At 60.6% G+C, this 18167-nt stretch carries 15 protein-coding genes; 12 read left to right on the top strand and 3 right to left on the bottom strand.

What is annotated here, in order from left to right:
- Positions 1-2: 2 nt before the first annotated feature.
- The 3 genes from AC1DV6_RS01880 to AC1DV6_RS01870 all read left to right on the top strand — a co-directional run bounded on the left by AC1DV6_RS01880 (position 3) and on the right by AC1DV6_RS01870 (position 2808).
- Entirely contained in the window at positions 3-767 is a 765-nt protein-coding gene (locus AC1DV6_RS01880) for an enoyl-CoA hydratase (protein ID WP_477974577.1), read from the top strand.
- Between the two features lie 90 nt (positions 768-857).
- Complete coding sequence (locus AC1DV6_RS01875; RefSeq protein WP_477974575.1) at positions 858-1685, top strand: SDR family oxidoreductase; 828 nt, start codon at positions 858-860, stop codon at positions 1683-1685.
- A 70-nt stretch (positions 1686-1755) separates the two neighbouring features.
- The gene (locus AC1DV6_RS01870; protein WP_477974573.1) at positions 1756-2808 is read left to right on the top strand and encodes an MBL fold metallo-hydrolase; all 1053 of its coding nucleotides are present in this window, start codon (positions 1756-1758) and stop codon (positions 2806-2808) included.
- 79 nt (positions 2809-2887) lie between these two features.
- Here AC1DV6_RS01870 and AC1DV6_RS01865 read toward each other — a convergent pair whose 3' ends face one another.
- Both AC1DV6_RS01865 and AC1DV6_RS01860 read right to left on the bottom strand, forming a co-directional pair.
- Complete coding sequence (locus AC1DV6_RS01865) at positions 2888-5122, bottom strand: KAP family P-loop NTPase fold protein (protein ID WP_477974571.1); 2235 nt, start codon at positions 5120-5122, stop codon at positions 2888-2890.
- Positions 5123-5194: 72 nt separating this feature from the next.
- Positions 5195-6223 carry a LysR family transcriptional regulator gene (locus AC1DV6_RS01860; protein ID WP_477974569.1) on the bottom strand — a complete coding sequence of 343 codons (1029 nt, stop codon included), beginning with the start codon at positions 6221-6223 and terminating at the stop codon, positions 5195-5197.
- Between the two features lie 126 nt (positions 6224-6349).
- On the opposite strand from AC1DV6_RS01860, the gene AC1DV6_RS01855 reads away from it, so the two are divergent.
- From AC1DV6_RS01855 to AC1DV6_RS01815, 9 genes are all read left to right on the top strand, one after another.
- Complete coding sequence (locus tag AC1DV6_RS01855) at positions 6350-7297, top strand: alpha/beta hydrolase (RefSeq protein WP_477974567.1); 948 nt, start codon at positions 6350-6352, stop codon at positions 7295-7297.
- Positions 7298-7318: 21 nt separating this feature from the next.
- A complete protein-coding gene (locus AC1DV6_RS01850) occupies positions 7319-8542 on the top strand; it encodes an efflux RND transporter periplasmic adaptor subunit (protein ID WP_477974565.1) in 1224 nt (407 codons plus the stop codon).
- Positions 8543-8557: 15 nt separating this feature from the next.
- On the top strand, positions 8558-11800 hold the full coding sequence (locus AC1DV6_RS01845; protein ID WP_477974563.1) for an efflux RND transporter permease subunit: 3243 nt from the start codon (positions 8558-8560) through the stop codon (positions 11798-11800).
- A 28-nt stretch (positions 11801-11828) separates the two neighbouring features.
- The gene (locus AC1DV6_RS01840; RefSeq protein ID WP_477974561.1) at positions 11829-13229 is read left to right on the top strand and encodes an efflux transporter outer membrane subunit; all 1401 of its coding nucleotides are present in this window, start codon (positions 11829-11831) and stop codon (positions 13227-13229) included.
- 73 nt (positions 13230-13302) lie between these two features.
- On the top strand, positions 13303-13956 hold the full coding sequence (locus AC1DV6_RS01835; RefSeq protein ID WP_477974559.1) for a TetR/AcrR family transcriptional regulator: 654 nt from the start codon (positions 13303-13305) through the stop codon (positions 13954-13956).
- Between the two features lie 2 nt (positions 13957-13958).
- Complete coding sequence (locus AC1DV6_RS01830) at positions 13959-14843, top strand: SDR family oxidoreductase (protein WP_477974557.1); 885 nt, start codon at positions 13959-13961, stop codon at positions 14841-14843.
- Positions 14844-14885: 42 nt separating this feature from the next.
- Entirely contained in the window at positions 14886-16058 is a 1173-nt protein-coding gene (locus AC1DV6_RS01825; protein ID WP_477974555.1) for an acyl-CoA dehydrogenase family protein, read from the top strand.
- Positions 16059-16060: 2 nt separating this feature from the next.
- Positions 16061-17227 (top strand): acyl-CoA dehydrogenase family protein, encoded by a 1167-nt coding sequence (locus AC1DV6_RS01820; RefSeq protein WP_477974553.1) that lies wholly within the window; start codon positions 16061-16063, stop codon positions 17225-17227.
- Positions 17228-17236: 9 nt separating this feature from the next.
- On the top strand, positions 17237-17734 hold the full coding sequence (locus AC1DV6_RS01815) for a thioesterase family protein (RefSeq protein ID WP_477974551.1): 498 nt from the start codon (positions 17237-17239) through the stop codon (positions 17732-17734).
- Here AC1DV6_RS01815 and AC1DV6_RS01810 read toward each other — a convergent pair.
- A complete protein-coding gene (locus AC1DV6_RS01810) occupies positions 17719-18141 on the bottom strand; it encodes a PaaI family thioesterase (protein WP_477974549.1) in 423 nt (140 codons plus the stop codon). The genes AC1DV6_RS01815 and AC1DV6_RS01810 overlap by 16 nt on opposite strands.
- Positions 18142-18167 lie beyond the last annotated feature (26 nt).

The raw sequence follows: 18167 nt of genomic DNA, 5'->3' as shown, positions 1-18167 counted from the left end.
CCATGTCCGACATCCTCATCCACACCGCCGACGGCGTCACCACCATCACGCTGAACCGCGTCGAGAAAAAGAACTCGTTCACCCAAGCCATGTATGCCGCATGCGCTGATGCATTGCAGGCCGCCAAAGACGATGCCGCCGTGCGCGTCGTCGTTTTCCAGGGCGACGTCGCCATCTTCAGCGCGGGCAATGACATTGGCGACTTCCTGAACAACCCGCCCGGCAAGACCGACGCACCGGTGTTCCGCTTTCTGCGTGGCATCGCCGCCTTTCCCAAGCCCATCCTTGCGGCCGTCTGCGGCCCGGCGGTGGGCATCGGCACCACGATGCTGTTCCATTGCGATCTGGTCTACGCTGGTGACAACGCCGCGTTCTCCATGCCCTTCGTCAACCTGGGCCTGTGCCCCGAGGCATCGTCCAGCCTGCTGGTGCCGCAGATGATGGGCTACCACCGCGCGGCAGAGGCGTTGCTGATGGGCGAACCCTTCATGGCCGAGGCCGCGCTGGAAGTGGGCCTGGTCAACCGTATCGTGCCACCCACGGAAGCCAACGGCATCGCCCAAACGCAAGCCCGCAAGCTGGCCGCCAAGCCGCTGGCCTCGCTGGTCGAAACCAAGCGCCTGATGAAGAAGGGCCAGATGGAACAAGTGCTGGAGCGCATCGACGAAGAAGCTGTTAGCTTTGGCCGCATGCTGAGCGAGCCGGCAGCCAAAGAAGCGTTTACTGCGTTCATGGAGAAACGCAAGCCTGACTTCAGCAAAGTCTGAATTTAGGAAGGAAAAGTGCCTGCAAGGCGCATAAAACGTGCGTGAGCAGCTACTAAAAACAGAGCATTCTAAAAACTCCAGGAGACAAACATGACACTCAAAGGCAAGACCCTTTTCATCACCGGCGCCTCGCGCGGCATTGGCCTGGCCATCGCCAAGCGCGCTGCGCAAGACGGCGCCAACATCGTCATCATCGCCAAGACGTCCGACCCGAACCCCAAGCTGCCCGGCACGATCTACAGCGCGGCCAAGGAAGTCGAAGCTGCCGGTGGCAATGCGCTGCCGCTGGCGGTGGACATCCGCGACGACGACGCAGTGTTGGCCGCTGTCGCCAAAGCGGTCGAGACTTTTGGCGGCATCGACATTCTGGTCAACAACGCCAGCGCGATCAGCCTGACGAACACCGAAGCCACGCCGATGAAGCGGTACGACCTGATGAACGGCATCAACGCGCGCGGCACCTACCTGTGCACCGCCAGCTGCCTGCCCGAGCTGAAGAAGTCCGCCGCCGCTGGCCGCAATCCGCATGTGTTGACCATGTCGCCGCCTTTGAGCATGAAGACGCACTGGTTTGCAGCCCACACCGCGTACAGCATGGCCAAGTACGGCATGAGTATGTGCACGTTGGGCCACGCGGGGGAGTTCAAAAAGTTCGGCATCGGCGTCAACAGCCTGTGGCCGCGTACCGCGATTGCCACAGCCGCGATGCAGATGATTCCCGGCGTCGATATCGCGCTGTGCCGCAAGCCCGAGATCCTGTCCGACGCTGCGTACCTGATCCTCACTGGCCCCAGCAGCGTGACCGGCAACTTCTTTATCGACGACAGCCTGCTGGCCGAACACGGCATCACCGATCTGGAGCAGTACTCGGTGACACCCGGCACCAAGAACTTTGTCCCCGACTTCTTCGTGGATTGAGCTTTCAGGTTTAAATAGGGTCATGACCGCCGTATTGAGAGCGCAAGCAGCTCTTCTTTTGATAGCAATCATGACCAACGCCACTGCCGCCGACAACCCGTACTACGACCCCTCCAAGCCGCACCACACGCCTGAGGGGTTTCGCAACAACTACATAGCCAAAGTCGAAAAGCCCATGGGCCACGTGTTGCGCTGGCAGTGGGAAGCCTACCGCGACGGCCTGCCCAAGCCCGCGCAAACGCCGACGCCCACAGTCGCTCCCGATCTGGCGCTGATCAAGGGCTACAAAGCCAACGCACAACCGTTAGTGACCTGGATAGGCCACGCCACGCTGCTGGTGCAGGCCGGTGGCTTGAACGTGTTGACCGACCCGGTATTCAGCGAGCGCGCATCGCCGCTGCAAATCATGGGGCCCAAACGCGCGCAACCGCCGGGCGTGGCGATGGACGATCTGCCACCTATCGACGTCGTCGTCGTGTCACACAACCACTACGACCATCTGGACCGCAGCAGCGTGTTGTTGTTGGCCGAACGCGGTGGCGGCAAGACGCTGTTCCTCGTGCCGTTGGGTTTGAAGCCGTGGATGGAGAAGCAGGGCATCACCAACGTCGTCGAGCTGGACTGGTGGCAACACCATGATGTGAATGGTGTCGAGTTCCACCTGACGCCGGTGCAACACTGGTCCGCCCGCGGCCTGGGTGACCGCAGCGAAACGCTCTGGGGCGGCTGGGCCGTGCTGAGCACCGACCTGCATTGGTACTTTGGCGGCGACACGGCTTACAGCAAAGACTTCATCGACACCCGCGCCCACTTCGCGCCGCGCCAGACGGCAGCGCTGGGCGGTGGCTTCGATCTAGCGTTGCTACCCATTGGCGCCTACGCGCCGCGCTGGTTCATGAAAGAGCAACACGCCAACCCGGAAGAGGCTGTGCAGATCCACCTAGACCTTGGCGCCAAACGCAGCATAGGCATGCACTGGGGCACGTTCAGCCTGACCGACGAGCCGCTGGACCAGCCGCCGATGGATTTGATCGAGGCGCGGGCCAAGCACCAGATGGACGAGGCGACGTTCTCGGTATTGAAGATCGGGGAAACGCGGCGGGTAGAGGTGCGGAGACCCTGAGTGAGAAGTGTCAAACTTGGGGCTCGATCAAACCCCTTAGCCGCCCATCAACTTCTTCTTGCGTTGTCTCAGTAAGCTGCTAGTGAACCACTTGGGCCTTGAGCCAGTCTGGCTGTTGGAGACTAGCTTCAGGGACTTCTATTTCAATAAGTAATGCCCTCTGGGCACGCATGTCTTGGAGCATCCTAAACTGACTCGGCTCTGAAACACTAAGGTTCCACAGGAGAGCCATCAGTTCGGGATATTTCTTGATGAAAGCCTTCCGATCATCTGCGGTACAAAACTCTTGATCTCCATGTGCGAGAGCGCGCAAGAGCAGACTCAAATAGTCGCCAGCGTCCTTGACCACCTCTTGAGTGTTCCTTCGCGCTTCCCAGGCTTCCATTAAGTCTGATATGTGGTCGCTGAACATCGAACTATCCGGCGATGTAAGTAGATACCTTGCGGCACGACGCTCGTCTCGGGAACGCAGTCTTTGCATTTCTCCGGGTAACTTCACATAGGACAGTGCTATGTCGCGTGCCTTTGGCTCGAAGACCGAACGTAGTGCATCGCTCATTTCATTTTTCAGTCTTGCGGTACGCTCTTCGAAGATCACGTCATGCAAGTGGCCGGGACGTAGCATTTCGTAGATCAGTATTGGATCACCCACAGCATCGCCAAGGTCCATCAATGTCTGCACCTCCTTTTTCCGCAGTTCAGGTTCGCCTTCATTTGCGGTGAAATGGCGCCACTGCAAAGCTAGGTCATGCAAACGACTCCACAGCGCCGATAGCTGATCTGGGGTCAGCGCACACAAAGGTGGATTGCCGCTCACACACTGCAAAAGCAGACTAAGGGCGTCGGCCGCGTGGTTTAGCTGAGTCTGGTGCTCTAGCTTAGAGTGAACGTGCGACGCGTCTTCCAAAATCGTCGCGTAATGAGAAAGGATAGTCGTGGCGAGCTCATGTTGAACTGTCTCGGGCCTCGCCTGTGATTCGTCAATTCGCTCATTGATGAAGTCTTCTGCAACCTTAGTCCTTTTATCTGACTGCCACTCTGTAAAGAACGTCCGAAACTCCGACCAAGTAATGCAATGTGGGGCAAGAGCAAAGCTGGCTTGATACCGGATACGTTCTCCTGGGTATCGAGGCATTTCTGCTCTCCACGCCCCGATAAGCTCTTTGATCCGTGGCGCACGTGGAACGAGCTCGGGAAACTCTTGCATCAACTTGTTAAATTCTTCTGTTCTTTTCGCCTCTCTATGCTCAGGTCCTTCAAACCCCTCAGCAAAGGCGTCTTCGAGGCTTCCGATAGTCCTCTCAAGTAGCCAGCTGGCCAACCCTTCACTCTCGGCTCTTACTAGCGCTAGTAGCAAGATTACTCCCCAGTCCAGCTCGGCATCTTCATGGCGTTCGACCTCCTGCTTCATGCTGGCAACCGCTCGTGTAAGCAACTTGAGCTTACGTGGATTCGAGGGCAAGAGTTTTACGATCGCTTCAACAGAATCACGCGGAACAAAGGGGCACAGTGCCCCAAACTGAAATAACCCTAAGCGTCGAACTTGGTCAGCAGTAGGCTTGGGTAGATCTACGCGGAAATCAATGACCTTGTCGAGAAAGCTGTCGCCGGACTTTCCCCAGCTCTGATTGCTCTTCTCCAGCGCCGTCGCAACGATCTTCCGGTCGAATGCCAGCACGAATGCGAATTGCTCGAAGTCTAAAAGCTCGCGGAGAACCAAGAGAAGCTTCGGAACAACTGATGCTTCGGTGCGGTCAAGATCGTCAATGAAGACTACTACGCGGCGCGTACCCAACTTTTCCATCAGTCGCTGTATGTCTTCGCTAGAGAACGCAAGTTTTTTCGTTATCAACATCGAGGCAATGTTGGACCCGGCTGAGGCGCCCGGAAGATGTCCGGATGCTTCGGCCATCTTGCCCGCAGTGGTGACAGCAGACTTGACTTTATCGGGACCAAAAGCTTTGATCCAATGCCATGCTTGCGCCCACCAATCCAACTTGACGCCATTTCGTTTTAGGCCAGCAATCAGCACTTTCCCAAAATCTCTCCACACCTCTTCAGGGGTAGACGCGCCCCACGGGGCATATCGGATGACGATATTCCCGGCTTCCAGTTGTTGTTGCTCAACAAAATTCAGTACAGATGTCTTGCCGTCGCCCCAGGGCGCGAAGAGCCCAATACGGGTGGACCATTTGGAGGGAGCGGTGGCAATGATTTCGGAAATGCTCTTGGCGACCGGCCAACGATCGTAAAAATCCTCTTCACGACCTGTTATTGGTGCGTCGTAACCGCTTTTTGAAATGACTTGCTTCACATTTGCCCCCTAGTAATTCTTTCTGACGTCGATCATCGTCACTTCAGGAACGAGCGCTTAAGCCTCGAAGCGTTAAGCGTCTGCAGTAGCCTCAAAGTCTTCGGCCACGGCTGCCTTCTCAACATCACCAACTACCCCCGGCACCGCCGACTCCGCCCAACCCTTGCACATCGCTTCCGGCAAAGTGCTCTTGCGTTGAATCAAATCGTGCTTGGCGAACAGCTCCGCAATCCAGTCCACAAACACGCGCACCTTGTTGCTCAGGTGGCGGTTGGGCGGGTAGACCACATACATGGGCTTGGCTTCTGTGCACCAGCCGGTGAACAGCGGCTCCAGCGTGCCGTTGCTGATGTGATCCTGGATCAGGAACGTCGCGGTGTACAGCACGCCCAAGCCCGCGAGCGCCGCCGTCACGCCGGCGTTGGAGTCGTTGACCGAGAGCTGGTGTTTGCCGTTGATCTCCACCGAACCGCCTTCGCTATGCAACGTAAATGCATACAGCTTGCCGTCGCGCGGCGAGGCGTAGCGGATCATCATGTGCTGCGTCTCCAGCTCGCTGGGGTGCTGCGGCGTACCGGCGCGCTTCAGGTAGGCCGGTGATGCGCAGGTCATCATGTAGAACTCGCCGATGCGGCGCGCCACCAGCGACTGGTCGGTGATCTCGCCGCCGCGCACCACGCAGTCCACGTTCTCGGCAATGATGTCTATGGGCCGGTCACTGACGCCCAGGTCGAGCTGGATGTCGGGGTAGCGCGCATAAAAGTCTGGCAGCGCGGGAATGATGATGGCCAGGCCCAATGACGAGGGAACGTCCACCTTCAGCTTGCCGCGCGGGCTGGCTTTGGCGCGCGACATGCTCGACTCCAGCTCCTGCACTTCGCCCAGCAACCGGCTGGCCTGCTCGTAATAGGCGGCGCCGTCCACGGTCACGGTGACCATTCGGGTCGTGCGGTTCAGCAGCTTGGTGTCCAGCTCCTTTTCCAGCTCTTGAATCAGCCGGGTGACCGCCGGTTTGGGCACGCCCATGGAGTCCGCAGCCTTGGTAAAGGTGCCAGCCTCAACGACCCGTACAAAGGCCTGCATTGCGGAAAACTTGTCCATAAGAACCCCGTTGATTGTTTCACTGGTGAAATAAAGTTTAACTAAAAACGCTATTTATTGCTTGGGCGATAAGTCCTACATTCTGCTGCATCGCAACAAATTGGGGCTGCTAAGCGGCTCGACAAGATGCACAGCCTTCCAAAACCCGCCGCCGCAACTGCCCCCGCAGGCCCGGCCTGGGTAGCCCAACAGATCCAAATCGGCAAGAAATCGCCCGCCAGCCCGCCGCTGAATGTGCGCTTTTACGGCCAGCATGACGTCGCAGCGGCCGGCGCCGTGCCGCTGGTCCTGCACTTCCACGCAGGGGCCTTTGTCGCCGGATCGCTGGAAGAGGGCGGTTGCGTGCCCCGTTTGCTGGCGGCTTCGGGCGCGGTCGTGATGTCGCTGGACTACCCGCTGGCGCCGGCCAATCCGTTTCCCCAAGCCATCGAAGCGGGTTATGCCGCGCTGGTCTGGGCTTTCAAGGCCCGGCAACGGTTGGCCGGCAAGGATGCGCCGGTGTTTGTGGCTGGCGAAGAGGCGGGCGGCAACCTAGCTGCGGCCGTGGCGCTGATGGCGCGCGACCGGCATGGCCCCGAGCTGGCCGGGCAGATTCTGCTGTCGCCGATGCTGGACCCGTGCATGGCGACCGCGTCATTGCGCAGTGCCGATGCCGGCCCGGTCGGCTGCATCTGGACGGATGGCTGGAACCAATACCTCTCGCGCGTGGACAACGCCGCCCACCCGTACGCCGCGCCTGGCAATGCGCTGCGCCTGACCAGCTTGCCCCCCACCTTGCTGCTGACGGCCCATGACGATCCGTTGCGGGATGAAGCACTGGCCTATGCCGATCGCCTGCGCGTGTTTGGCCGCCTGGTGCATGCGGCCGTGTTGCCTGGCCCCACCGGTTGGCCGGTGAGCTATCTGGAATCTGCCGATGCGGCCCAACAAAAAGCCGCGTGGTCGGCGGGCGTGCAACAGCAGTTCAGCGATTTCTTCCGCGAATTCAACAGCAACAACCAGACAACCGCACACGACATGCCCATGCGCCCGCCACCGCTCATTTCATCCCCCAACTCCATTTCATCTCTTTAACTTTTCAAGGACCAGACCATCATGACTTCCATTCGCCTTCACACACCCAACCGCCGCCTGCTCGCCATCGCTATTGCTGTACTCGCGCTGACCGGTGGCGCGGCCGCCATCTTTGGTGCGACCAGTTCGCGCGCACAACCCGCAGCGGCGGAAGCAGTCGGCACGCCTGTCTCTGTAGCCACAGTCGTGCAAAGCGACGTTGCCGCCTGGGAGGAGTTCTCTGGCCGGCTGGAAGCTGTCGAGCGCGTTGATATTCGCCCCCGTGTGGCTGGTACGTTGCAGGCCGTGCATTTCCGCGAAGGTGCCCTCGTCAAGAAGGGCGATCTGCTGATAACGATTGACCCGGCCCCTTACGCCGCCGACATGCAGCGCGCCGAAGCACAAGTGGCCGCCGCGCAAGCCAAAGCAGCGCAAGCCAAGGGCGAGCAAGATCGTGCACAGCGCCTGTGGGGCGAGCAGGCCATTTCCAAACGCGATTTTGAAGAACGCGGCAACGGCCAGCGCGAGGCCGATGCCAACCTTCGCGCCGCGCAAGCCGCACTGCAAACCGCACAGCTCAGCATGGACTACACGCAAGTGCGCGCGCCGGTGTCCGGCCGCGTCGGCAAGCTGGAGCTGACCGTGGGCAATCTGGTTGCTGCCGGCCCGGGCGCGCCGGTGTTGACCACGCTGGTTTCTGTCAGCCCGATCTACGCCAGCTTTGATGCGGATGAACAGGTCGTGGCCAAGGCGTTGCGCGACGTCAGCGCCGGTGGTGACCGCAAGCTGGAGCGCATCCCGGTGCAAATGGGTACCTCCGCCAGCAGCGATACGCCGTTTGCCGGCAAGCTTCAATTGGTGGACAACCAGGTCGATGCGAAGAGCGGCACCGTGCGCGCGCGCGCCGTGTTTGACAACAAGGACGGCCAGCTGATGCCCGGGCAGTTTGCGCGCATCCGCATGGGCCAGGCCACGAAGGCCACTGCGCTGCTGATCAACGAGCGGGCTGTGGGCACCGACCAAAACAAGAAATTTGTGATGGTCGTTGGCGCCGACAACAAAGTGGCCTACCGCGAAGTGACGTTGGGCGCATCGGTCAACGGTCTGCGCGTCATCAAGAGCGGGCTGGTTGCGAACGAACGCATCGTCGTCAACGGCCTGCAGCGCATCCGCCCCGGCGCGCTGATCGCGCCGCAAGTGGTCGAGATGACGGCCAAGGCCGAACTCAGCAACGGTGACAAGGCCGTCCTGCTGGCACAAAAGTAAATAAGAAGAACTTCCATGAATCTTTCCAAATTTTTTATTGACCGGCCGATCTTTGCCGGCGTGCTATCGCTACTGATGCTGATCGCCGGCCTCGTCGCGCTGCGCGGGCTACCGATTTCCGAATACCCGGAAGTCGCGCCGCCCACCATCGTTGTGCGCGCCCAGTACCCCGGTGCCAACCCCAAGGTGATTGCCGAAACGGTGGCTACGCCGCTGGAGGAATCCATCAACGGTGTCGAAGGCATGCTCTACATGAACAGCCAGGCCACCACCGATGGCGTGATGACATTGGCCGTGACCTTCAAGCTGGGCACCGACCCCGACAAGGCGCAGCAGATGGTGCAAAACCGCGTCTCGCAGGCCGAGCCGCGTTTGCCGGAAGAAGTGCGCCGGTTAGGTGTCAACACCGTCAAGAGCTCGCCCAACATCACGATGGTGGTGCACTTGGTCTCGCCCAATGACCGTTACGACATCAACTACCTGCGCAACTACGCGGTGTTGAACGTCAAAGACCGTCTGGCCCGCATTCAAGGCGTAGGCCAGGTCCAAATCTTTGGTGGCGGTGACTATTCGATGCGCGTTTGGCTGGATCCGCAAAAGGTCGCGCAGCGTGGCCTGTCGGCCAGCGATGTGGTGGCTGCGATCCGCGGGCAAAACGTGCAGGCTGCGGCCGGTGTGGTCGGCGCTTCGCCGGGCATGGCTGGTGTGGACATGCAGTTGTCCATCAACGCCCAAGGCCGCTTGCAAAACGAAGAAGAGTTTGGCGACATCATCGTCAAGACCGGTGCTGACGGCGCCATCACCCGGCTGCGCGACATTGCGCGGCTGGAGTTGGGTGCCGCTGATTACGCATTGCGCTCGCTGCTGAACAACAAGCAGGCGGTCGGCATGGGCGTGTTCCAGGCGCCGGGTTCCAACTCGCTGGAAATCTCCGACGCCGTGCGCAAGACGATGGACGAACTGTCGAAGAACATGCCCGAAGGCGTGGAGTACCGCATTGCCTATGACCCAACGCAATTCGTGCGCGCCTCCATCAGCTCGGTGATTCATACCTTGCTCGAAGCGATTGCATTGGTGGTGTTGGTTGTGATTCTGTTTTTGCAAACCTGGCGCGCTTCCATCATTCCGCTGTTGGCCGTGCCTGTCTCGGTGGTCGGTACGTTTGCGGTGTTGCACCTGCTTGGCTTCTCCATCAACGCGCTGAGCCTGTTTGGCTTGGTGCTGGCGATCGGTATCGTCGTTGATGACGCCATCGTCGTCGTCGAAAACGTAGAGCGCAATATCAGCGATGGCCTGAGCCCGCGTGAGGCGACCTACCGCGCGATGCGCGAAGTGTCTGGCCCCATCATCGCGATTGCGCTGGTGCTGGTCGCGGTGTTTGTGCCGCTGGCCTTTATCAGTGGCTTGACCGGCCAGTTCTACCGCCAGTTCGCGGTGACGATTGCGATCTCGACCGTGATCTCGGCGATCAACTCGCTGACGCTGTCGCCCGCATTGGCCGCGTTGCTGCTCAAGGGTCACGATGCGCCGAAAGATGCGCTGACACGTGGCATGGACAAGGTATTTGGTCGCTTCTTCGCCGCTTTTAACCGCATGTTCAGCCGCGGTGCCAATGGCTACAGCAATGGTGTCAAAACCGCCATCTCGCGCAAGACCGCGATGCTGGTCGTTTACCTGGTGTTGGCGGCTGCCACAGTCGGCGTGTTCAAACTCGTGCCCGGCGGCTTTGTGCCCTCGCAGGACAAGCAGTACCTGATTGGCTTTGCGCAGTTGCCTGACGGCGCTACGCTGGACCGCACCGAAGACGTGATCCAGCGGATGGGCGACATCATGAAGAAGAACCCGAACGTGGAAGATGCGATTGCCTTCCCCGGCCTGTCGATCAACGGCTTCACCAACAGCTCCAACTCCGGCATCGTGTTTGCCACGTTGAAGCCGTTTGCCGAACGCACACACAAAGACCAAAGCGGTGGTGCCGTCGCTGGCCAATTGAACCAGGCCTTCGGTGGTATCCAGGACGCCTTTATCGTGATGTTCCCGCCGCCACCGGTGGAAGGCTTGGGCACGACGGGCGGCTTCAAACTGCAATTGGAAGACCGCGCATCGCTGGGCTATGACGCCATGGACGGTGCTGTGAAAGCCTTCATGGGCAAGGTCTATCAGTCACCCGAACTGGCCGGTGCCTTCACCAGCTGGCAGGTCAATGTGCCGCAGCTGTATGCCGACATCGACCGCGCCAAGGCACGCCAGCTCAATGTACCGGTGACAGATATTTTCGACACCATGCAGATTTATCTCGGCAGCCTGTACGCCAACGACTTCAACAAGTTTGGACGTACCTACAGCGTGAAGGTGCAGGCTGATGCGGCCTACCGTGCGCGCGCCGAAGATGTGGGTCTGCTGAAGGTGCGCTCGACCACCGGCGAGATGGTTCCGTTGTCTGCGCTGATGAAGGTGCAGTCCAGCTTCGGCCCCGAACGTGCGATGCGCTACAACGGGTATCTGTCGGCAGACGTCAGCGGTGGCCCGGCTCCCGGCTATTCGTCGGGCCAGGCACAGGCTGCGATTGAACGCATCGCCGCAGAGACTTTACCCAAGGGCATCAGCTATGAATGGACCGAGCTGACCTACCAGGAAATCCTGGCGGGCAACTCTGCCGTGCTGGTGTTCCCGCTGGCGATCCTGCTGGTCTTCCTGGTGTTGGCCGCGCAGTACGAAAGCCTGACGCTGCCCATTGCGATCATTCTGATCGTGCCCATGGGCTTGCTCGCTGCGATGACCGGTGTGTGGATATCGGGTGGTGAGAACAACGTCTTCACGCAGATCGGGTTGATGGTGTTGGTCGGGCTGTCGGCGAAGAACGCGATTCTGATCGTCGAGTTTGCCCGCGAGCTGGAGTTCGCTGGTCGCACGCCGTTGCAAGCCGCGATTGAGGCCAGCCGCTTGCGTCTGCGCCCCATCCTGATGACATCGCTGGCGTTTGTGATGGGTGTGCTGCCACTGGTGCTGTCCACGGGCGCCGGTGCGGAGATGCGCTCGGCCATGGGCGTGGCGGTGTTCTCGGGAATGATTGGTGTGACGGCCTTTGGTTTGTTCTTGACGCCGGTGTTCTACGTTGCATTGCGCGCGATGGCGGGTAACCGCCCGCTCAAGCTGCACGGCGAAGTGCCGCATATTGCAGAAGCCATCGGATCAGGCTCTGGCGCGGGCGGTGCCTGGCACGCACAACCGGCCGCACCGCGCAAGCTGCATGAATAAACAAACTAAAAGATTCAAGGAGTTCACGATGAACCACAGTTATCCCAAACTGCGCACCACGCTTGCGCCCCTCGTCATGGCCCTGGTGCTGGCCGGTTGCGCCAGCACCGCCGTGATCGACACAACGCAAGTGCCCGCTGCGCCCCAGGCCTTCAAGGAAGGCGCCACTGCAGCGACGGCTACAACGAAGGCCCCACAACAGCAGGGCGCTTGGTGGACCGTCTTTGCCGACCCGGTGCTCGACGGTCTGATCGCCAAGGCCGATGCCAATAACAACAGCATCCAGGTCGCCGCCGCGCGTCTGGCGCAAGCGCGTGCGCTCGCGGGTCAGGTCGATGCCGACCGCTATCCGCAACTGGGCATTGGCCTCGGCGCCACGCGCCAAAGCAACCTGACGACTGGCAACGTCGCACAAACCGTGGTGACTGCGGGTGCCAACCTGTCGTATGAAGTGGACCTGTTCGGCAAGCTCTCTGGCAGCGCGAATGCCGCGACGCTGGACGCTGCTTCGCGTGAGGCTTTGTTGCGCAGCACGCAACTGCTGGTGCAGGCCGACGTGGCGCAGACTTACCTGAAGCTGCGCGCACTGGACACGGAGCGCGAACTGGTCCGCAGCACGCTGCAGGCTTACCAGAACACCTTGCGTTTGACGGAAGTGCGCTTCCGCGAAGGCGATGTGGCCGAGCTCGACGTGGCCCGCGTCCGCAGCGAAGCGGCGGCCACAGAATCCGACGCACTGGCGCTGGACCAGCGCCGTGCGGTGCTCGAACATGCGTTGGCCGTGATGGTGGGCGAGGTCGCCAGCCAATTCGCCATTGCGCCTGCCAACTGGTCCACGGCTTTGCCGGTCATCCCGGCCAGTGTGCCCAGCACGGTGCTGACGCGCCGGCCCGACATCGCTGCCGCGCAAAACACGATGCAGGCCGCGCAAGCCCGTGTCGGCGTGGCCAAGGTCGCCTGGTTTCCGACGTTCTCACTAACAAGCAACGGCGGTTATGCAGCGCCCGAAATCCAGGATTTGTTCAAGCTCTCCACGCAAGCCTGGGGTGTCAGCGCACTGCTGTCACTGCCTGTCTTCGACGGCGGCCGCCGCACTGCCGCTGTGCAGGGCGCGAATGCAGACCTGAGCCTGGCATTGAGCAACTACCGCGAGCAGGTGCTGGTCGCCTTCCGCGATGTAGAAGACCAGCTCGCCACTTTGCGCTTGCTGGCCGACCAATCCGAAGCGCAATCGCGCTCCGTCGCATCCAGCAGCCGTGCTACGGTGTTGTCCGGTTCGCGCTATCGCAACGGCTTGGTCAGTCAGTTGGAATTGCTGGACGCGCAGCGCAGCGAGCTGCGCAACCGCAGGCAGGCCTTGCAGGTCAAGGAAGCGCAATACCTGGCAACGGTCGGGCTGATACGCGCTTTGGGTGGAGGATGGGTTTAAGCCGAAAATCCGTGGCTTATTTTTACCAAGCATCCGCTTGCTAAAAATATAGAGCTTTGGTAAGGTCGGGGGCATGACTGTTGCCTCCGACCCTTCCACCGAACCCAAGCGCGCCCGGGGCCGCCCGCGCAAGACTGTTGACGAGCGTGACGATGGCAACCGTCGGCCGGAGTTGCTCAAGGCAGCTGCACAACTGTTTCGCCGCCAGGGCTTTTCGGCCACCACCACGCGCGACATCGCGGCCGCAGCAGGCATGCAAAGCGGCTCGCCGTTCTACCATTTCAAAAGCAAAGACGCACTGCTGTATGCCGTGATGGAAGAGGGCATGCACTCGGCCTTGGCGCGCCAGGCCTCGGCTGTCGAAGCCAGCGGAAAAGCCACGAAAGAGAATACGCCACAGGCGCAGTTTCGCCGCCTGATACGCGCGCACTTTGAAACCTTGCTCGGCCCTGGCAATGACTTTGTGCCGGTGATGCTGTACGAACACCGCTCCCTCAGCGCACGCCAGCGCACCACGCTGGCCCAACTGCAAGCCAATTACGAAGCCGCATGGACGCCGGTGCTGGAAGCCCTGCACCGCAGCGGCCATTTGCGTGCGCCGGTCAAGCTCGCGCGGCTGCTGATTCTGGGCGCGTTGAATTGGTCGGTGCAATGGTTTGATGTCAAAAAAAGCGCATCGCTGGATGACATGACCGCCGCCGCATACACCCTGTTTTTAAAGGAATGACGATGTCTTACGGTTCTGTATTCGCCCCGAATCTGTTCGCGGGCAAGGTGGTGGTAGTGACGGGCGGCGGCTCGGGCATTGGCCGATGCACTGCGCATGAGCTGGCCGCGCTCGGTGCCCATGTGGTGATCGTCGGACGCAAGCTGGAGAAGTTGCAAAAGGTGCTAGACGAGATTGCAGAAGACGGCGGTAGCGCTAGCCACCAGGTCTGTGACATTCGCCAGGAAGAGGCCGTGAAGCAGATGGTCGCGGCCATCGTCGCGCAGCATGGCAAGGTCGATGGTCTGGTCAACAACGCGGGCGGCCAGTACATTACGCCGCTGGAATCCATTGGCCAGAAAGGTTGGGAGGCTGTCATCAACACCAACCTGACCGGTGGCTTTTTGGTGGCGCGCGAATGCTTTGTGCAAAGCATGGCCAAGCGTGGCGGGTCCATCGTCAACATCGTTGCCGACATGTGGGGCTCGATGCCCGGCATGGGCCATAGCGGTGCGGCACGCGCGGGCATGGTCAGCTTCACCGAAACGGCTGCTGTCGAGTGGGCCAGCAAGGGAGTGCGTGTGAACGCAGTCGCGCCGGGCTACATCGCCTCCAGTGGCATGGACCACTACCCGCCCGAGATGGGCCCGATGTTCCGCGAGATGGCCAAGACCATTCCGCTAGGGCGCTTTGGCACCGAGGCCGAGACGTCTGCGGGCATCGTGTTCTTGCTGAGTCCGGCTGCGAACTTCATCAGCGGCAGCACGCTGCGCATTGACGGTGCGCGCCCGCAGGTGCGCATGGGCTGGCCAATGGGCTTGCCGGACAGCAAGGGTGGCCCGCGCGATGCGATTGCGCCGTTCGAAGGCTTCCATCGCGCCATAGTGCCCAAGGTATTCCAGGTCTAAGTACAAAAAAAGCACAGACAAAAAACACGAAGAGACAACGCCATGCAATTCACCCACGAACACAACGAAATCCAGAAGACGCTGAAACGCTTTATCGATTCGGAGATCAACCCGCATGTCGAGGAGTGGGAAGAGGCAGAGATGTTTCCGGCTCACGAAGTCTTCAAGAAGATGGGGAACCTGGGCCTCTTGGGTCTGACCAAACCCGAGGCCTATGGCGGCGCGGGGCTGGACTATTCCTACGGCATGGCGATGGCCGAATCGCTCGGTCATATCGACTGCGGCGGCGTGCCGATGGCGATTGGTGTGCAGACCGACATGTGCACACCAGCGCTGGCGCGCTTTGGCAGCGAAGAGTTGAAGAAGGAGTTTCTGGTTCCGGCGATCGCGGGCGATACCGTCGGTTGCATCGGCGTCAGCGAGCCCGCAGCGGGCAGCGATGTGTCGGCGATCAAATCCGTTGCGCGCAAGGACGGCGACGACTATGTGATCACCGGACAGAAGATGTGGATCACCAACAGCTTGCAAGCCGACTGGATGTGCATGCTGGTCAACACCGGCGACGGGCCTGCGCACAAGAACAAGAGCCTGGTGATGGTGCCGCTGCGCGAGAACGGCAAACTACGCAAAGGCATCGAAGTAGCGCGCAAGATCAAAAAAATCGGCATGCACAGCAGCGACACCGGTTTGCTGTACTTTGACGAAGTGCGCGTGCCGCAGCGCAATCTCATTGGGCAGGAGGGCGCGGGCTTTGTCTACCAGATGCAGCAGTTTCAGGAAGAGCGCTTGTGGTGCGCGGCCAGCAGCTTGCAGGCGCTGAACAACTGTATTGACTGGACCGTGGAGTGGGCGCAGGAGCGCAAGATGTTTGGCGCCACGCTGGCCGACCAGCAGTGGGTGCAGTTCCGCTTGGCGGAGATGAAGACCGAAGTGGAGAGCCTGCGCGCGCTCACTTACCGCGCCTGTGAGTTGTATGTCAGCGGAAAGGACGTGCTGGAACTGGCGTCCATGGCCAAGCTCAAGGCCGGGCGTCTGGGCCGACTGGTGCCCGATGGCTGCCTGCAGTTTTGGGGCGGTATGGGCTACACGTGGGAAAACAAGGTGGCGCGCATGTTCCGCGACAGCCGTTTGGGCTCTATCGGCGGTGGTGCTGACGAAGTGATGATGGGCATCATCGCCAAGACCATGGGCGTGGCCAAACGGCCGGCGCGTTGATCATGGAATTCACTACCGAAGATTTGCAGCAGGTCGAAGACGCTGCCCGCAGATTCATTCAAGCCGAAGTCGCTCCCCATCTGAACGACTGGGAGGAGGCGGGCGAATTTCCGCGCGCTCTCTATGGCCGCGCGGCCGAGTTGGGCTGGCTGGGCATGGGCTACCCGGAAGAACTGGGCGGCACGCCTGTTCCCTGGAGCGTGCGCCTGACACAAGCGATTGCATTGGCCCGCTACGGCGGCAGCGGCGGCCTGATGGCCAGCCTGTTCAGCCACAACATCGGTCTGCCGCCGGTGGTGCGCCACGGCTCGCCCGCCTTGCAGCAGGAAGTCATTCCTGATGTGTTGGCTGGCAAGAAGATTTCTTCGCTGTGCATCACCGAGCCCGGTGGTGGCACCGATGTGTCGGCGCTGAAGACGACCGCGCAACGCGACGGCGATGATTACGTCATTAATGGCGAAAAAATCTTCATCACATCGGGCACGCGGGCCGACTGGCTGACGGTGGCGGTACGCACCGACCTGAAAAACAAGGGGCCGATGGGCATCTCGATGGTGATGGTGCCGGGCGATGCGCCGGGCATCACGCGCACTGCTTTGAAGAAGATGGGTTGGCACTGTTCCGATACGGCGCAGATCCACTTTGACAATGTGCGCGTGCCTGCGCGTTACCTGGTGGGCGAAGAGGGCGCGGGCTTCAAGATGATCCTGACCAACTTCAACGGCGAGCGCCTGTCCATGGCTGCGATGGCGCTGGGCTTCTCCGAATGCTGTTACGACGAAGCGCTCTCATGGGCGCAGCAGCGCAAGACCTTCGGCATGGCGCTGGTGGACCACCAGGTGATTCGCCACAAGCTGATGGACATGAAGATGCGCATTGAGTCCACACGCGCATGGTTGAATGCCGTGTCGGCCCGCGCTGATGCAGGCGACCGCGGCGACAAGTCAGCCAAGGGTGCTGAGTGGGTGGCGCAGGTTTGCCTGTTGAAGAACCACGCCACGCAGACCATGCAGTTCTGCGCCGATCAGGGCGTGCAGATTCTGGGTGGCATGGGATTCATGCGCGGCACGGCCTGTGAGCGCATTTACCGCGAGGTCAAGGTGATGACGATTGGCGGCGGCACCGAAGAGATCATGAAAGAGTTGGCTTCGCGTCAGCTCGGTATCTGAGAATGCAGCATGCCCCATAAGTCCACTACCGAGCCCGTTGCCCAGCCCATAGTTTTCGAGCCGGAGTTTCTCGCGGGCTTGAAGAAAATCTTCGAAGAGTCCATCGCCTTCAATCAAGTGCTGGGGCTAAAGATTGCCAGCATTACGCCCGAGCGCGTGGTTGCGCATATCGCGATGAAACCCGAGCTGGTGGGCCACTACAGCTTCAACCGCATCCACGGCGGTGTCATCAGCGCGGGGCTGGACGCGATGGGTGGCCTGGCGGTGATGGCCGCGATCGGCGCGCGCCATATGGACGAGGCGCCGCTGCAGCGTTTGCACCGTTTCAGCAAGCTGGGCACTATCGATTTGCGTATTGACTACCTGCGCCCTGGCATTGGCGAGCGCTTTGAGTTGCGCGCCGAGGTGATGCGCCTGGGCTCGCGCGTAGCGTCCACGCGCATGGAGTTTCTGGGGGCCGATGGCAAGCTGCTGTCGACTGGCGCTGGCGCCTATATCGTCTCCTGAACCACGCTGAGCAGTGTCTCGCCGGTCGCGACCAGCTTCTCTGTCGTACCCGTCAGCGCATACAGCTCGCACGAGGTAAACACCTGGGATTTGCCGGGCTTGACCACTCTGGCCCGCGCAATGAATCGCTCGCCCACTGCGGGTCGCAGACAGTTGACTGAGAAGTGTGCTGCGAGCACCTTCCCTGAAAGTGTGGCCGCTGCAAAGCCGCAGGCTGTGTCTATCAGCGCGCCGACCACGCCCGCATGCATAAAGCCGGAGTACTGCCCCGCCTCGGGCCGCCATGGCATGCTGATCTCTACCTTGCCAGGCTCGGCACTGTCGACCGTGATGCCAAAGAACTGGTTGAAGGCAGCGGCTTTGCTGAAGGCCTGGATTTGCGTCAGTAGGTTGCTTGTGTCCGTCATGGTTGCTTCTCCTTCATGGATGTATC

The sequence above is a fragment of the Rhodoferax sp. P2_H8_2 genome (genome assembly GCF_056403235.1).
The sequence above is the reverse complement of the archived record's forward strand: the minus strand, read 5'-3'. Positions and strand labels throughout refer to the sequence as shown.

Bases quoted from the DNA above. Each gene is read 5' to 3' on its own strand.
- AC1DV6_RS01880 (WP_477974577.1), top strand. From the start codon at position 3: ATGTCCGACATCCTCATCCACACCGCCGACGGCGTCACCACCATCACG.
- AC1DV6_RS01875 (WP_477974575.1), top strand. From the start codon at position 858: ATGACACTCAAAGGCAAGACCCTTTTCATCACCGGCGCCTCGCGCGGC.
- AC1DV6_RS01870 (WP_477974573.1), top strand. From the start codon at position 1,756: ATGACCAACGCCACTGCCGCCGACAACCCGTACTACGACCCCTCCAAG.
- AC1DV6_RS01860 (WP_477974569.1), bottom strand. From the start codon at position 6,223: ATGGACAAGTTTTCCGCAATGCAGGCCTTTGTACGGGTCGTTGAGGCT.
- AC1DV6_RS01855 (WP_477974567.1), top strand. From the start codon at position 6,350: ATGCACAGCCTTCCAAAACCCGCCGCCGCAACTGCCCCCGCAGGCCCG.
- AC1DV6_RS01850 (WP_477974565.1), top strand. From the start codon at position 7,319: ATGACTTCCATTCGCCTTCACACACCCAACCGCCGCCTGCTCGCCATC.
- AC1DV6_RS01845 (WP_477974563.1), top strand. From the start codon at position 8,558: ATGAATCTTTCCAAATTTTTTATTGACCGGCCGATCTTTGCCGGCGTG.
- AC1DV6_RS01840 (WP_477974561.1), top strand. From the start codon at position 11,829: ATGAACCACAGTTATCCCAAACTGCGCACCACGCTTGCGCCCCTCGTC.
- AC1DV6_RS01835 (WP_477974559.1), top strand. From the start codon at position 13,303: ATGACTGTTGCCTCCGACCCTTCCACCGAACCCAAGCGCGCCCGGGGC.
- AC1DV6_RS01830 (WP_477974557.1), top strand. From the start codon at position 13,959: ATGTCTTACGGTTCTGTATTCGCCCCGAATCTGTTCGCGGGCAAGGTG.
- AC1DV6_RS01825 (WP_477974555.1), top strand. From the start codon at position 14,886: ATGCAATTCACCCACGAACACAACGAAATCCAGAAGACGCTGAAACGC.
- AC1DV6_RS01820 (WP_477974553.1), top strand. From the start codon at position 16,061: ATGGAATTCACTACCGAAGATTTGCAGCAGGTCGAAGACGCTGCCCGC.
- AC1DV6_RS01815 (WP_477974551.1), top strand. From the start codon at position 17,237: ATGCCCCATAAGTCCACTACCGAGCCCGTTGCCCAGCCCATAGTTTTC.
- AC1DV6_RS01810 (WP_477974549.1), bottom strand. From the start codon at position 18,141: ATGACGGACACAAGCAACCTACTGACGCAAATCCAGGCCTTCAGCAAA.